The organism is Ekhidna sp., assembly GCF_964218185.1.
Classification (GTDB): domain Bacteria; phylum Bacteroidota; class Bacteroidia; order Cytophagales; family Cyclobacteriaceae; genus Ekhidna.
Genome location: NZ_CAXPLV010000008.1, coordinates 367,327 through 381,727, shown reverse-complemented (window position 1 = coordinate 381,727; position 14,401 = coordinate 367,327). Strand labels below are relative to the sequence as shown.

At 40.3% G+C, this 14,401-nt stretch carries 15 protein-coding genes; 6 read left to right on the top strand and 9 right to left on the bottom strand.

The annotated features are described in order from the left end of the window. The first annotated feature begins 84 nt into the window (after positions 1 to 84). Entirely contained in the window at positions 85 to 1,188 is a 1,104-nt protein-coding gene (locus tag ACEQZT_RS14445; protein ID WP_370090162.1) for a fatty acid desaturase, read from the top strand. On the opposite strand, the gene ACEQZT_RS14440 is transcribed toward ACEQZT_RS14445, so the two are convergent. Further along, complete coding sequence (locus ACEQZT_RS14440) at positions 1,179 to 2,279, bottom strand: glycosyltransferase family 4 protein (protein ID WP_370090161.1); 1,101 nt, start codon at positions 2,277 to 2,279, stop codon at positions 1,179 to 1,181. The genes ACEQZT_RS14445 and ACEQZT_RS14440 overlap by 10 nt on opposite strands. 23 nt (positions 2,280 to 2,302) lie before the next feature. On the opposite strand from ACEQZT_RS14440, the gene ACEQZT_RS14435 reads away from it, so the two are divergent. From ACEQZT_RS14435 to ACEQZT_RS14420, 4 genes are read left to right on the top strand one after another with little or no spacing between them, the layout of a single operon-like run. Then, positions 2,303 to 3,070, top strand: coding sequence for a DUF3108 domain-containing protein (locus tag ACEQZT_RS14435; RefSeq protein ID WP_370090160.1), 768 nt, complete (start codon positions 2,303 to 2,305; stop codon positions 3,068 to 3,070). Positions 3,071 to 3,103: 33 nt separating this feature from the next. Beyond that, positions 3,104 to 4,198, top strand: a complete 1,095-nt coding sequence (locus ACEQZT_RS14430) for a phosphatidylserine/phosphatidylglycerophosphate/cardiolipin synthase family protein (protein ID WP_370090159.1) — start codon at positions 3,104 to 3,106, stop codon at positions 4,196 to 4,198. Positions 4,199 to 4,231: 33 nt separating this feature from the next. Further along, complete coding sequence (locus ACEQZT_RS14425) at positions 4,232 to 5,164, top strand: fatty acid desaturase (RefSeq protein ID WP_372530166.1); 933 nt, start codon at positions 4,232 to 4,234, stop codon at positions 5,162 to 5,164. 3 nt (positions 5,165 to 5,167) lie between these two features. Next, positions 5,168 to 6,079 carry a CDP-alcohol phosphatidyltransferase family protein gene (locus ACEQZT_RS14420; RefSeq protein ID WP_370090157.1) on the top strand — a complete coding sequence of 304 codons (912 nt, stop codon included), beginning with the start codon at positions 5,168 to 5,170 and terminating at the stop codon, positions 6,077 to 6,079. A 4-nt stretch (positions 6,080 to 6,083) separates the two neighbouring features. Here ACEQZT_RS14420 and ACEQZT_RS14415 read toward each other — a convergent pair whose 3' ends face one another. The 7 genes from ACEQZT_RS14415 to ACEQZT_RS14385 are packed head-to-tail and all read right to left on the bottom strand — an operon-like array spanning position 6,084 to position 12,140. Then, positions 6,084 to 6,332 (bottom strand): acyl carrier protein, encoded by a 249-nt coding sequence (locus ACEQZT_RS14415; RefSeq protein ID WP_370090156.1) that lies wholly within the window; start codon positions 6,330 to 6,332, stop codon positions 6,084 to 6,086. Next, a complete protein-coding gene (locus ACEQZT_RS14410) occupies positions 6,329 to 7,615 on the bottom strand; it encodes a beta-ketoacyl synthase (protein ID WP_370090155.1) in 1,287 nt (428 codons plus the stop codon). The genes ACEQZT_RS14415 and ACEQZT_RS14410 overlap by 4 nt, the downstream gene beginning before the upstream one ends. A gap of 3 nt (positions 7,616 to 7,618) precedes the next feature. After that, a complete protein-coding gene (locus tag ACEQZT_RS14405; RefSeq protein ID WP_370090154.1) occupies positions 7,619 to 8,062 on the bottom strand; it encodes a 3-hydroxyacyl-ACP dehydratase FabZ family protein in 444 nt (147 codons plus the stop codon). Beyond that, positions 8,059 to 8,838: an SDR family oxidoreductase gene (locus ACEQZT_RS14400; protein WP_370090153.1), complete on the bottom strand. Its 780-nt coding sequence runs from the start codon at positions 8,836 to 8,838 to the stop codon at positions 8,059 to 8,061. The genes ACEQZT_RS14405 and ACEQZT_RS14400 overlap by 4 nt, the downstream gene beginning before the upstream one ends. Positions 8,839 to 8,861: 23 nt before the next feature. Beyond that, positions 8,862 to 9,980, bottom strand: coding sequence for a hypothetical protein (locus tag ACEQZT_RS14395; protein ID WP_370090152.1), 1,119 nt, complete (start codon positions 9,978 to 9,980; stop codon positions 8,862 to 8,864). Next, positions 9,980 to 10,933: an NAD-dependent epimerase/dehydratase family protein gene (locus ACEQZT_RS14390; protein ID WP_370090151.1), complete on the bottom strand. Its 954-nt coding sequence runs from the start codon at positions 10,931 to 10,933 to the stop codon at positions 9,980 to 9,982. The genes ACEQZT_RS14395 and ACEQZT_RS14390 overlap by 1 nt, the downstream gene beginning before the upstream one ends. A 1-nt stretch (position 10,934) precedes the next feature. Continuing rightward, on the bottom strand, positions 10,935 to 12,140 hold the full coding sequence (locus ACEQZT_RS14385) for an aminotransferase class I/II-fold pyridoxal phosphate-dependent enzyme (protein WP_370090150.1): 1,206 nt from the start codon (positions 12,138 to 12,140) through the stop codon (positions 10,935 to 10,937). Between the two features lie 102 nt (positions 12,141 to 12,242). Here ACEQZT_RS14385 and ACEQZT_RS14380 point away from each other — a divergent pair, with 102 nt between their 5' ends. Then, entirely contained in the window at positions 12,243 to 12,977 is a 735-nt protein-coding gene (locus ACEQZT_RS14380; protein WP_370090149.1) for an NTP transferase domain-containing protein, read from the top strand. Here ACEQZT_RS14380 and ACEQZT_RS14375 read toward each other — a convergent pair whose 3' ends face one another. Then, positions 12,978 to 14,291: an inositol-3-phosphate synthase gene (locus tag ACEQZT_RS14375; RefSeq protein WP_370090148.1), complete on the bottom strand. Its 1,314-nt coding sequence runs from the start codon at positions 14,289 to 14,291 to the stop codon at positions 12,978 to 12,980. Between the last annotated feature and the right edge of the window lie 110 nt (positions 14,292 to 14,401).

Genomic DNA, 14,401 nt, shown 5'->3' with positions numbered 1-14,401 from the left:
ACTGGTAATCAGCACAATGTGTGCTCAGAAGTGTTTATTCATTGATAAATAAAGCGTTTATCTTTGTATTTTAATTAACTAGTTATGCCAAAGCAAGTAACCTTTAATAATAAGATCAATAAAGCATTCAGCGAGGATGTGAAGGCTGCAGTGAAAGCTTATTTTAAAGAAAATAACTTATCTAAGCATGCAAATGCTGAGATGGTCATTAAAACCATTCTGATATTCAGTATTTACTTTGGCTCGTTTGCACTCATCCTTTCAGGTCTTTTTTCACTGCCGATTATGTGGGTATTGTGTGTGGCAATGGGCGTAGGAATGGCTGGAATTGGATTTTCTATTTCGCATGATGCACTCCATGGATCGTACTCATCTAATGGAACCGTGAATTATATCATAGGATTATCTTTCGATATGGTTGGTGCAAATGGTTATATATGGAAGATTACCCATAATGTGATTCACCATACGTATACAAATATTCAAGGGCATGATGAGGATCTTGAGGTAGCTGAATTTATAAGGCTATCTCCGCATTCTGAGTTTAAACCCATCCATCGCTTGCAGCACATCTTGGCTCTTCCGGCATATAGCTTTGCTACGATATTTTGGATCTTTGTCAAAGACTACTGGTATTTTTTTAAATCTCCGCTTGGACCATTCGAAAACAAAAAACATCCACTTAAAGAGTGGGTTACGCTGGTGGTAGCTAAGTTGGTATACTATGGATACGCAATCGTGCTTCCATTGATGATTCTTGATGTGACTTGGTGGCAATTTTTGATTGGATTTTTAACCGTACACCTCACCGCAGGAATAATCCTTGGGGTTGTTTTTCAACTGGCTCATGTGGTGGAAGAAACAACTCATCCTGTTCCCAATGAGCAAAATATTATCGATGATCACTGGGTGATACATGAAATGTACACAACCAACAATTTCGCAAGAAAGAACAAATTATTATCATGGTATGTCGGGGGGTTGAATTACCAGATTGAGCACCATTTATTCCCCAATGTTTGCAGCGTACATTATCCTAAAATTAGCCCGATTGTGGAGCGAATCGCTAAAAAGCATGGAGTGCCTTACAATTGTCACGAAACGTTTGGTGAGGCGGTTGCTTCGCATTTCAGGGTTCTTAAAAAGTTTGGTAACCCTGATTTTAAATACGTTCCTGCTCAGGCTTGATATATTGAATTGATTTTCTTAGAAACTTCAGCCCAATCATATTTTTTTACTTCTTCTAGGCCATGTTTTGCTAACGCTTCACGCTTTGGAGATGGAATCAGGTTTTCAATGCAACTAACAAATTGATCCAGTTTTTCAGGTTCTGCAAAACCATCCATCATTTCATGGGTTATCACATTTTTGTATCCGGCATTGGCATAGCCTGCTATCGGAGTACCAACAGCCATTGCCTCGAGAAGTACAATTCCAAAACTCTCGCCATACAGTGCAGGTGCTAAATAGATTTCAGATTCTTTTAGTAGCCTGTATTTCGTTTTCTCATCCACAAATCCAAGCATTTCCACATCCTGCAAAGAATGATCAGCAATGTATTTCTCTACTTCTGCTCTACCATCACCATCTCCCGCTATTACCAGCTTCATTTTAGGATAACGAAGCTTTAATTGATGAAAGGCTTTTAGCGCATGCATCACACCTTTTCTTGGCTCCAATCGCCCCATAAAGAACAATTGAAAAAACTCATCATTTCGACTGCTTTTTTCAGGAGCAATGGACGCGATTTCTTCCAGGTCAATTCCATTTGGAATGATGTGGATTTCCCTTTTGGAAAATCGAGATATATAGCCGGACTGACTTTTCGATACAGAAATAATCTGATCAAGAAATGTGAAAATCCCTCTTGCCACTGTTGGCATAATCCAGTCACCAACAAACTGACTTTTTGGGGTGTCGTGAAAAGTTGCTACTTGTTTTGTTTTCGAGTGGCGAAGGACTTGAAATGGAAGAAGTGGATTCCAGATGGTGTGATAATGAATAATATCAAATTTCTCCTTCTCAAGAAAGCTCTTAAGTGCTTTCTTTTCTTCACCAAGTGCAATGTTTACATCTATCTTTGTTCCACCTATATTCACCGACCTGTTCCGCCCAAAAAAATGCACATTTTTTTCTTCGACAAGATTAACATTAATATTGGGTGCCAGGATCTTAATCTGATGGCCTATCATTGCAAGATGTTTTGCCAAACTAACAATGTGTGACTTAACTCCACCCGGACGTGAAAAATCATAAGGACATACAAGCGCGATTTTCATTTAGCTCAATCTTTCGAGGTTGGATGTTGATAATTATTTGGGTGGCCCTTTCTTTAGGCAGCTATCAATCTAGGGCTCAAAATAAAACATATCCGTTCAAACCTGGGGAAAAACTCACATATAACATGAAGTTTGGCTGGTTTAATATCGGAGAGGCAGTACTTTGGTTGGATCCGGAGTTTCATTATCCGGATAAAAGCAAGCGCCCTCACTACAAAGTACAATTTACCGTAACCACTGCAAGTTGGTTTAGAGTGTTTTCTAAGCTGAGTGTTTGTATGGAATCTTTAATAGAAGCTAACCAACTTCAGCCTCTAAGGTCTGATCGTGACATGGAGGGTAAAGGGTCTATTGATATTCGACATGATTATTTTTCATATGCTGATTCAGTTTCAGTAAAAGCATACATTGAAGATCTCGATGAATGGAGGTATCATAAGTTTCCATCAGGCAATGTGCCCATTCGGGATGCACTTAGTACGTATATGTGGCTAAGAAGCAGGCATAATTCACAGTTTGCTAAAACAGTAGAGGTCCGCACTTTTTTCTCCAATGATCTTTACGAATTCAAGATGCTTCCAGGAAGTAGCACGACTCATAAATATGACAATAGAAAGGTGCGTGCATTGGAGTTTGGGTTGGTATTTCCAGAAGGAGAGTATTTTGATAATGGTAAAACAGGACGTGTCATCATGAGTGACGATCAAAATAGGTTTCCGTTACGACTGGAAATTGATATGACTGTAGGTTCATTCATTTTCGATCTGAATAAGGTCGAGTACATGGATTGAACAAACCAGTTAATTTTGGCTAAAAATTATCCTTTGGCACAATCAAAAATCTTGTTGGGCTCTGGATCCTTCATGCGAAGACTAGAGGATGTGGCATCAACCGCTAAAGAGTCTCTATTGGCGCAGGCCATGACTTTCGAGGGAGATGATGCTGGAAAATGGCTAATCAAAGTCATGAAAGCCAGTCCGGCGAAAGATAAGCGTCTGTTGATTGATAGCTATTCCAAAGTGGTGATAAACGATCATTTCGTTCTATCAAAAAAATACCTGGCAGACAAAGAATTTAGAAAAGAGATTAAGAGCACCAGAAAGCTAATTGATGAAGCGGGAGAAGCAGGTATTGAAGTAAAGTTCACCAATCCAGTGGGTTTTTTGGGGCAGAAATATCCGCTACGAAATCACAAGAAGATGGTGGTTGTAGATGGCAAACACAGTTTTTTGGGCGGTATCAATTTTAGTGATCACAACTTTGCCTGGCATGATATGATGGTGGAACTGAGTGATGCCAAACTTGGAAGTAGTCTGACCCAGGATTTTGCTAAAACATGGGATGGAACCAACCAATCTACTGCCATTAAAACAGACGATGGACAACTATACCTGCTCAACGGATCGAAAAGCAAATCCTTATATGATGATTTTTTTGGCCACATTAAGTCCGCCAAAAATTCAGTCCAAATTATTTCACCCTACATTTCCGAGCCATTATTGGGGGTGTTGAGGTCGGTGGCTGACAATGGGGTGAAGATTACGATTGTATCTCCTCAGGAGAACAATAAATCGATTTTTAAAAACATTATTTTGTCAGAGCAACAAAAGGGATATTTCGAGTTGAAAGAATACCCTGGTATGTCACATATGAAAGCCATTTTGATAGATGATGAAAAGCTGATTTTTGGAAGTAGCAATTACGATTTGGTGAGTTATTATTTTGAGCAGGAGGTGGTTTTTGTGTCGCAAGACAATGATCTTATTCAGGATTTTAAGAAGAAAGTATTGTCCGAAGTGCGTGAGCCAGCTGTGAATGATCAATTTTCAAAATTAGCTACATGGAAAGCAGTCACCCTGATGAATCTGCTGGATAAAATAGGGAGTGTAGTATCAAAAACTTTATTACGACCACATTAGTTAATTTTGCGCTTGGAAGAAATTTATGCCGATATGAACGAAAAGGATTTTAATTGGAGCAAAGAAAAGGAACCGCATATTACCCGAAGGAAGGTGATTATGGAAGAGTTTCCGGAAGTGAAAAAGCTTTTTGGCACAGATCCATCTTTAATTTACAAGTCACTTTTTATAGCCTTTCTTCAGTTGGCTATTCCGGTATTTTTCTTACCTGAAAACCCTTGGCTTTTTGCATTGTTGGTATTTTTTGTTGGAGGCACGTTGACACACATGTTGATTCCTGCTACTCATGAGATTACGCACAATCTAGCATTTAAAAACAAGGTGTTAAACAACTGGTTAGCAATCGTGGTTAATTTCCCTTTCGTGTTTCCTGTCGCTATGGCTTTCAAAGCATATCACGCAAAACATCACTGGCATCAAGGAAAAGAGGGAGTGGATACTGATCTGGCCGTAAGATGGGAGGCTAAATTCTTTAGAGGTCCATTAGGTAAATTTCTATGGTTAATTATTCAAATACCTGTTTACTTAATAAGACCTGTTCTCGTACACCCTATTAAGCCAGACAAGTGGCAAATTATTAATGCAGTGGTCCAGATTGCTGCAATGATCGGTTATTATTACTTAGCTGGTGGTTATGCAATCCTTTATCTAGGTCTATCTACAGCATTGGCAACTGGGCTGCACCCAATGGCTGGGCACTTTGTGTCAGAGCACTTTATTTATAAAGAAGGTCAGGAAACATACTCATATTATGGTTGGTGGAATAAGCTCATATTTAATGTAGGCTACCACAACGAACATCACGATTTTCCAACCATCCCGGGATCAAGACTTCCTAAATTGAAGAAAATTGCAGGTAAGTATTATGATAACTTATATGCTCACAAAAGTTTGTCAAAAGTGATCTGGAATTTCATCTTTGACAATAGAATTTCGCTTTTCACAAGAATCAAACGACACGTCTGATTCATGTTTAGTTATTTGAGAAGAAAGTATCAGAATCATCTAGATGAAGTACTTTCCACCATCAAGCTAATAGATATAGAAGAACGATTTGATATCTATTTCAGCAGGTTTTATGGACTGTATTTTGCCAAAATTGCTAAGTGGCTGAGGCTGACACCAACACATGTTTCTTTCATAAGCCTATTTGTAGGTGTAATAGGAGGGGCTTTGTTTTACTTTCAGGATCAAACTGTGGTTGTTGCCATTGGAGGTTTTTTAGTAATCATTGCTGGAGTGCTCGATAGTGCTGATGGTCAGTTGGCTCGGATGACAGGTCAGTCTTCCGAAATGGGACGGATGATCGACGGAATGATCGATAACTTGGTTTTCTTTTCATTTTATGTCGGAGGCACTCTCTATCTCTTGGAAGATTACGGGTGGTCTATTCTAATTCTTGGAGCAGCTACCGTCTGGGCACACAGCTACAAAGCGACCCTTTACGAGTTTTATAAATCAGAATACCTTTATCTAGTTGGCAGATCAGATGCTGGAAAAATTGCTATACATAAAGATGAGGTAGAAAAAACCGGTGACAAGTGGTACGACCGGTTTATTTACTTTGTGAATAAAGATTACACCGGAAAACAAATTACTTTTTCTACACGAACTCCGCAAGATCGACTAGATATGCGAAAGCTTTCAGCGACGAAAGGTGAGGCATTTGATAATTTATATAGAAAGTACAATATGAAACTGCTTTTTTGGTGGGCTTGGCTTGGAGGTAGTAACACCCACCGAAATGCAGCTGTTATGTTTGCTATTCTAGGTCGTTTTGAACTTTTCCTTGTGGCAAGTCTTATTTGGACGCTTGGATACTGGCCTCTGAATAGAATGCAGAGAAAATACGATCAGAAATTACTTAAAGAATTAGCTTAAGTAATTAAGCAGTTTTTTGAAGAACTACATTGATTGAATCCTGAACAGTATTCATTTCTCCAATCACATCATCATCAATCATGATATCAAACTTATCTTCGATATCTAGAACAATATCTACGATATGTGCCGAGTTGATCATCAAATCATTAATTAGGTGCTTGTCTTCAGACACCTCTTTCTCCATGATTTCCTCTGGTAAATAAGGCTTGATGATATTAATCAGGTCGGTTTTAACAGTTTCTCTTGTCATCTTTCTTTGTATTTCCGTAAAACGAGCGCGCAATTTAAGTCACCGAAGGCAAAATTTGCCTTAATGACTGTGTTTACTTCCTTGCTTTGGCAACTCGTAGGAATACAACCCCCAAAAATTTCTGATAAAATTTCCGGATGAATATTTTCAACGTTCAAATTGGCATGAACAAAGTCTTTACTCATCTGCAAAACACTTGCTACCAGCTCCACTGAACCAGCTCCGGCCACCGCATGTCCAATCATTGATTTTGGAGTATTGATCAATGGAAAATCTTTGCCCGACCTTCCAAGTGCTTTAACCCAATTTCTTATTTCTGCAGGATCACCTTTAGTCGAGGTAAGGTGACCATTGATTAAATCTATTTCTTCAGGTTTGATATCTGCATCTTGCATGGCTCTGGTAATACAATCTACTACAGCCTCAGGATTTGCAGCTGTCATTGTGCCCCCACTTCGCTGGCCACCTGAATTCACATGCCCACCAAGAATCTCTCCATAGATTTTAGCACCTCGCTTTTGGGCACTTTCAAGAGTTTCTAATACAAGAGCACCAGATCCACCAGAAGGCACAAATCCAGATGAAGAATCACTCATTGGTCGTGAGCCAAAGTGTGGTTTGTCGTTTGAATCGGAGCAAAGCACCCTCATTGCATCGAATGCAGCCCATATATATCGGCCATCTCCTTCAGTACTCCCGCAGATCATGCGATCAGCGCGTCCTTGAGAAAGGTACTCATACCCCATCAGGACAGCCTCAGAGCCTGTGATGCATGCAGATGAATTTGATTGAACACGATTACCCAAGCCTAGAATCGAATTTAGGTAGGCTGCAGCCCCACTATTCATACATTCAGAAATTGTTCTGGAGCCAAGCTTTCTGCTTTCTCCATTATCGATAGGGTAGGAAGGAAATTCACGATTGATGAAGCTGTCAAAGCTGAGATCACCAGCTCCAAAAATCATCCCTGAATTAAAATCTCTTTCTTCTGTGTTTGGCTGGAGACCAGCATCTTTCCATGCTTCCACGCCAGATAGCATAGCATATAACACCCCTTTGTTAGTGATTTTCTCTGCAAGTAGTCTTGGAAGATAATCTCCAAGATTGATCGATCCTAAATCAGGTGCTCCGCCAATCTGACATCTTAGATTTATTTTATCTAACTCTTCCCAATGCTTGATTCCGGATTTTCCTTCTCGCAATGCCTTCTCATAATTATCTACCCCAATAGCATTTGGAGCTACTACACCTAGTCCGGTAATTACAACTCTATGTTTTTTCAAAATTTAAGCTTCTGATTTCACTACCATACCTGCTAACTCACCTTTGGCCACTACAGTTCCATCTTCTTTTTTGCAGGATACGGTACATTTTAATTTTCCGAAGCGAAAATAGACTTTTTTTGATTCAACAATAAGTTTGTCTTCGGGAGAAACCTTTGCGAGGAAGTCTACATTGGCACTCGTGAAGGCTGGAAGTACTTTAGAGTCTTCGTCGAGATTCATGAGGTGCATAGCAAGACACACTAAACCAATTTGACACATTATCTCTGTTAAAATAACTCCGGGAACTACAGGCTGGCCTGGGAAATGGCCGTCCAAATAAAATTCATCTTTTCTGATTGTGTAGCTTCCCATTGCTCCATCATCATTCAAGGATGTGATCTCATCGACAAACAAGAATGGTCGTTTGTAAGGAAGTAGGCTTATGATTTTGCTATAGTCGCTCATATCAAATGTTCTCCGCCATCTACATGAATCAAGGCCCCATTTATCCATTTAGCTTCTGGCTGGGCCAATAAATAGATGGTGTTGGCCACATCTTCAGGGGTGGTCAGCCTTCCATAAGGATTTCGTTGTTTAGTCTGTTCTATGAGTTCACCCGAACCGGGAATGAGTCGCAAAGATGGAGTATCTGTAACTCCTGCTTGCACGATGTTGACGGTTATGCCTTTAGGAGCTAGCTCAATGGCGAGATATTTTGAAAGGGTTTCCAAGGTTGATTTTGCCAAGGCAACAGCACCGTACCCTTCCCAAAATCGATCATTTCCTTCGGAGGTTAGTGTAAGAATTTTAGATCCATCCGATATTAAGGTTGCTTCTAATAGAGCATCTAGCCAATACTTAAGGTTTGTCCCCATTGCCTCAATGGTGAGTGCTAAATCCTGTGCGCTTAGCTTTGGTCCATCTGAAACAAAGGGCTTCAAGTTCCCTCTAGAGACTGCATGCAAAACAAGATGATATTGAGAAATGCCCGAGTCTTTTAGTACTTGAATTACCTCGGTGATTTTTTCAGGATTGGTCGCATCAATGTTGTAATTGGTGATTGAAACATTGTGCTTTTTGTTAAGGTCTGTGATGACATCTTCCAGGTCCATAACGCCTTGTTTTCTATCTCTGTGGATGATAGTGATGTTGCATCCATTTGCTGCTAGTTTCTTAACCGTCGCTAATCCAATCCCACTGGAGCCACCTATGATGAGTGCATTATTGTCTTTCAATACCATGTGGTGAAACTACTAAAGTCCGATTAGAAATGCTTGATAAAACAGCTTCGCTTTATTTTCCCAATTTCAAGATCAAACTCACTCCAGGTATTCAGAACATTGCTATTGTTTTCAAGCATAGGCCCTGAAGCCATGTATTTGATGCCTTTCTTTTCGTAGACCTTTTGAAGGTAGTCGAAAATGAGTGCATGCACGCCCAGTTTTTGGTATTCTGGTTTTACTCCAATAAGAAATAAGTCAGCAGTGTCGTTGAAATAGAATGATTTCAGAACATGAATGAACCCAAATGGATAAAGAGACCCTTTGGCTTTTTGAAATGCTTTGGAAAGGGATGGCAAAGTAAGAGCAAACCCGACCACTTCATCGGCTTCATTGGTAATGATGCAGACAAATTCTTTTCTGATAAACCCGAAATATTGTTCTACGTAATAGTCGATCTGCTTCTGGGTAAGAGGAATGTATCCGTATAGGTTTGAATACGCTTCGTTGAGTACTTCGAAAACACCTGGGGCATATTTGAGTATTTCTTTGGTGTTTTTAAATTCCTTCACTTTCACTTTGAACCGATCCTCAATGATTCTTACCGCTCTACTTACCTTTTCCGGATTCTTCGCAGGAGCTTTGCCCCTTAGCTCAACCCAGGTGGCAGCAATCTCCATATTCCAGGCTTTATAATGGTCGATATAGTAGGGATGATTGTATATGGTTGCCTGGGTTGCCAGTTGATCAAAACCTTCAGTAAGTGCCCCTTCAAAATCAAGATCAGTGAACCCCATTGGGCCATGAATGGCTTTTGCCCCTTTGGATTCTGTCCACTTTTTTGCTGTTTCAAGTAGTAGATGTGATACCTTCTTGTCATCAATAAAATCGATCCAACCGAAGCGAGCCAGAGATTTTTCTTTCAGCTCAGGATCCAATACGATGGCCGCTATTCTGCCTACAATTCTGCCGTCTTTTTCTGCTACCCAATATTTTGCATCTGCATGATCAAACGCAGGATTTTTTTCTTTTAGTAGTGTGCTCATCTCGAAATCAATGAGCGGAGTGACATAGCTGGAATTGCCTTTATAGAGATCAAAAGGAAACTTGATGAATTGCTTTAGTTCCTTTTTTGTGGTGATTTCCCGTATTTCAATCGACATTAGATGAGGTCGTTTTCTTGGTAAAATTTTAGTGAATCCTTGAATCCTTCTTTCAAAGATATTTGAGGTTTGACAGACGAGTGTTTTAAATCTGTTGTGTGAAGATCCCAATGTTGAGAGATTTCATCAAATTTTTCGAGAGTTATCCCAGGGCGTTTTTTAATGATTTTGTGCCACAGATCAGACGAACCCATGGAAAGCTTCGCCAACCATTTAGGAAGAGGAAATTTTCTTACTTTTTTCTGGAAAAGCTCTTCAAAGATTTCAATAAACTCCTGGTGTAGATATGTATTGCCGTCGTTGTAATGGAGGATGCCAGTGGATGTCTGCATATCCTGAATTACCATTCGAGCCAAATCAGCCGCATGAATCATACTCATGCGTTGCTTTGCATCAGTCACAGGATAAACCCCCATCTTAGCGCCTTTAAATAAAGGAAGAAAAGCCTCATCACCACCACCATAGATGGCTGTTGGCCTTACAAGCAAGTGATTTGGCATACGCTCTACAATGACTTTTTCAGCCTGAAGTTTACTTCTTCCGTAATGCGAAACCGGCTGTTTGATAGTTGCAGGTCCATGTGCTGCATAGGAGGATGTGTAGATGAATTTCCCCTCTTTCTTCAAAAAACCAGAGGCATTTAAACTATCCGTAAGCGTCTCTGTGATGCCAACATTGACTTGATAATACTCTTCATTTTTAAGACTTACCGTCATGCCGGCATTGTGAATGAAGAAATCAACCGATCCAACTTGAGATTTTATCTCTGAAAGTTGCTGAGCTACATCCTGATTATAATTGATCGGATGAATCAATAGTAGATCATGCTGGGGAAGAAGAGAAGTGTTGGCGTTTTTTCGGATAAAAGCATGAACCTCCCAATTTTGAAGGAGGCACTCTTTTACCAAATAAGAACCCAGAAAACCATTGGCTCCTGTAATCGCAACTTTCAACTTAAGCCGCCTCAGTTTGACGTTTTACATCTAGCTCATTTGCCACTTTTAAGATTTTATCGATGGCAATATCTATTTGCTCAATGGAATGAGTTGCCATCAAAGAGAATCTGATAAGCGTATCAGTAGGTGCAACGGCGGGCGCTACTACAGGATTTACAAAGACGCCCTCTTCAAACAGGCGCATAGTCATTTTATAAGCCTTCTCATTGTCCCTAATGTAGATTGGGATAATTGGTGTTTCTGCATAACCTGTGTCAAAGCCTAACTCCTTAAGACGCTTAAGGGAATAATTGGTGTTCTCCCAAAGTTTTAATCGTCTCGAATCATCCGTAGACATGATATCAAGAGCCGCAATGGTGGCTGCCGTAGATGAAGGTGTCATGCTGGCACTAAAGATCAGTGATCTGGCGACATGACGTATGTATTGGATGGTCTCTTTATCACCTGCCACAAATCCGCCAAGTGATGCTAAAGATTTACTGAAGGTTCCTCCGATAAGCTCTACATCGTCATTTAGGCCGAAATGATCCGGGGTACCTCTGCCATGATCACCCAATACGCCAATGGCGTGGGCACAGTCGCTCATGACTGACGCTTTATATTTTTTAGCAAGCGCTACAATTTCAGGGAGCTTTGCAATGTTTCCTTCCATGCTGAAGATTCCATCTACAGCTATGATTCTGTGATTTGCATCCTGAAGATTAGCAAGCTTTTTTTCAAGTGCGTTCATGTCGTTATGACGGAAAACGACGGTAGAAGCGTCACTTAGTTTGGCGCCCTCATAAAGAGAGGCATGATTCAATCTATCCAAAAGAAGCGCATCACCTTGCTTGGCGATGGTAGGGAGCACACCAAGGTTTACCTGAAATCCGGTACTGAAAACGAGTGCTTCTTCTTTGTTGAGGAACTTTGCCAGGTTATTTTCCAGCTGTTCATGCATATCTGTGGTTCCATTAAGGAAACGCGATCCTGAGCAGCTTGAACCATATTTTCTAACAGCAGCTTCGGCAGCTTCAATTACTTTGGGGTGAGTTGTTAGGCCCAAATAACTGTTGGATCCGAACATTAAAACATCCTTCCCATTGACTTTTACCTGCGTCTCTTGCTTAGACTGGAACGTTCGGAAAAATGCATAGTATCCGTTCTTTTTTGCATCCTCCGCAAGCTTGAAACTTGAAAATCGTTCTCTCAAAAAATTCCCCATTCCGCAAATTTAGTTATATCACTTGGAAACATTTTCGTAACATTGACTTTTGAATTGAATCCCGTGTCATTTTTGACATATTTATAAAAAAATCCTTACAATTTGAATCTTGTAATACTAGCTGCAGGTAAAAATACCCGATTAGATACTGGCATTCCCAAAAGCCTCGTGAAGTTAAACGGCGAAACGCTAATGTCGCGTCATATCAGGTTATTTAAAAAATATGGAGTGAAAAAATTCTGCATTATCAGTGGGTATGGTGCAGAAAATCTAGAGCAAGCACTGCCCGAGCTAAAAAGCACTCATCAAGTAGATATTAAAATTCTGCATAACAAGCGATATGATTTGGAAAATGGATTTTCTGTTTTCAGAGCTAAGGATTGGGTGGAGGAGAATGGAATGAAGGATTTTTTCCTGACGATGGGAGATCACGTTTTTGATCCTGAATTCATTGGCGAGTTTGTGGAAAAATCAGCCAAATTGGAGAATACCCTTCAACTGGCAGTAGATATGCCGGGGGAGTCAAACAAGCACATCGATATTGATGATGTGACCAAGGTGCTGGTTGATGATCATGATTTTATAGAATCCATTGGAAAAACAATCGATTCTTACAATAGGTACGACACAGGTCTTTTCAGACTTAAGTCGGATGTGTTTGATGTGTTTCAACAGTCCTTTGATAGGGAAGAGTACACCATCTCTCAATCGGTATCAAAGCTGATTGCCAGCAAGCAAGCTAAATCGGTATTGGTAGAAGGGTACACCTGGAATGATGTAGACAATCCAGATGACCTTCAAAGTACCATTAAGTTAATGAATGAATCCAGGCTATGATTAATCGTAGTAATCGAGCCCTAGATTAGTAATCAAGTCTTCTCCTGCAAGATATCTCAGTGTATTCTTAAGCTTCATTAGCTGTACGAAAATGTCGTGCTGCGGCTTCAGTCCTTTTAGGGCCTGCGGCGACTTCAGGTAGAATGATAACCATTCCTGAATTCCCTTCATTTCTGATCGCTTAGCCAAATCAAGGAATAATGCCAAGTCAAGTACAAGAGGAGCAGCAAGAATAGAATCCTTACAAAGGAAGTCTACTTTGATCTGCATTTTATAGCCTAACCATCCTCTAATGTCAATATTGTCCCAACCTTCTTTATCATCACCTCTTGGTGGGTAATAGTTGATTCGTACCTTGTGGTAAAGGTTACCATAAAGTGTTGGATGAAGCTCAGGCTCTAGCACCTGCTCTAGTACTCCAAGCTTAGATACTTCCTTGGTTTTAAAGTTGTCCGGATCGTCAAGTACTTCACCATCTCTGTTTCCAAGAATATTGGTTGAGAACCAGCCGTCTATTCCTAAGGATCTGGCCTTTAGGCCAGGGGCAAGAATCGTCTTCATCAATGTCTGGCCCGTTTTAAAATCTTTTCCAGCAATAGGAGCGCCGGTTTGTTTCGCAAGCTCGACTAGGCAATCCACATCACAAGATAGGTTTGGAGCTCCGTTGGCATATGGCACACCAAGTTTGATTGCAGCATATGCATAAATCATACTCGGTGGAATATCCGGATGGTTGTTTCTCAGGCCTTCCTCGAATTTTTCAATGGTGGAGTGTACTTCTCCTTCTTCGATATAGATTTCAGTAGATCCGCACCATACCATCACCACTCGCTCGCAGTTATTTTCTTTTTGGAAATTTCGGATGTCATCCATTAGCATTTCTGCCAATTCCATTTTGTTGGCGCCAGTTTTCACATACGTGCCATTAAGCCTTTTGACGTAATTTTTATCAAATACTGCCTTCATTGGCTTGATCTGTTCTAGCTCATCTTTGAGCTCATTCAAAAGATCTTTATCCAAAACTTTGGCATGCATGGCAGCCTCGTAAGCATTGTCCTCAAAAACATCCCAGCCACCAAGAGCCACATCATCCAAAGAGGCCAATGGCACAAAATCCTTGATCAATGGATTTCTTTTCTCGGTTCGTTTCCCTAATCGGATCGTCCCCATTTGAGTTAAAGAGCCTATTGGCTCAGAAAGACCTTTTCTAACACTAAGAACACCAGCCATAAAAGTAGTGGCCACTGCTCCCATCCCTGGGGTTAAAATTCCAAGTTTACCGTTTGGCTTTTGAATCGTTTTTTTATCTGACATTGTAATTGAATTAACCTGAATTCGTAAAATAAGTGAGTCACATTTAGAGCATCACCTCCCTAAAAGACAACCGAAATTCTGCGCAAAATAAATTAAACAACATGGGATAA

What these genes read in the sequence shown, in the direction of transcription:
- ACEQZT_RS14445 (WP_370090162.1), top strand. Translation starts at nt 85, where the DNA reads ATGCCAAAGCAAGTAACCTTTAATAATAAGATCAATAAAGCATTCAGC.
- ACEQZT_RS14440 (WP_370090161.1), bottom strand. Translation starts at nt 2,279, where the DNA reads ATGAAAATCGCGCTTGTATGTCCTTATGATTTTTCACGTCCGGGTGGA.
- ACEQZT_RS14435 (WP_370090160.1), top strand. Translation starts at nt 2,303, where the DNA reads ATGTTGATAATTATTTGGGTGGCCCTTTCTTTAGGCAGCTATCAATCT.
- ACEQZT_RS14425 (WP_372530166.1), top strand. Translation starts at nt 4,232, where the DNA reads ATGAACGAAAAGGATTTTAATTGGAGCAAAGAAAAGGAACCGCATATT.
- ACEQZT_RS14420 (WP_370090157.1), top strand. Translation starts at nt 5,168, where the DNA reads ATGTTTAGTTATTTGAGAAGAAAGTATCAGAATCATCTAGATGAAGTA.
- ACEQZT_RS14415 (WP_370090156.1), bottom strand. Translation starts at nt 6,332, where the DNA reads ATGACAAGAGAAACTGTTAAAACCGACCTGATTAATATCATCAAGCCT.
- ACEQZT_RS14405 (WP_370090154.1), bottom strand. Translation starts at nt 8,062, where the DNA reads ATGAGCGACTATAGCAAAATCATAAGCCTACTTCCTTACAAACGACCA.
- ACEQZT_RS14400 (WP_370090153.1), bottom strand. Translation starts at nt 8,838, where the DNA reads ATGGTATTGAAAGACAATAATGCACTCATCATAGGTGGCTCCAGTGGG.
- ACEQZT_RS14395 (WP_370090152.1), bottom strand. Translation starts at nt 9,980, where the DNA reads ATGTCGATTGAAATACGGGAAATCACCACAAAAAAGGAACTAAAGCAA.
- ACEQZT_RS14385 (WP_370090150.1), bottom strand. Translation starts at nt 12,140, where the DNA reads ATGGGGAATTTTTTGAGAGAACGATTTTCAAGTTTCAAGCTTGCGGAG.
- ACEQZT_RS14375 (WP_370090148.1), bottom strand. Translation starts at nt 14,291, where the DNA reads ATGTCAGATAAAAAAACGATTCAAAAGCCAAACGGTAAACTTGGAATT.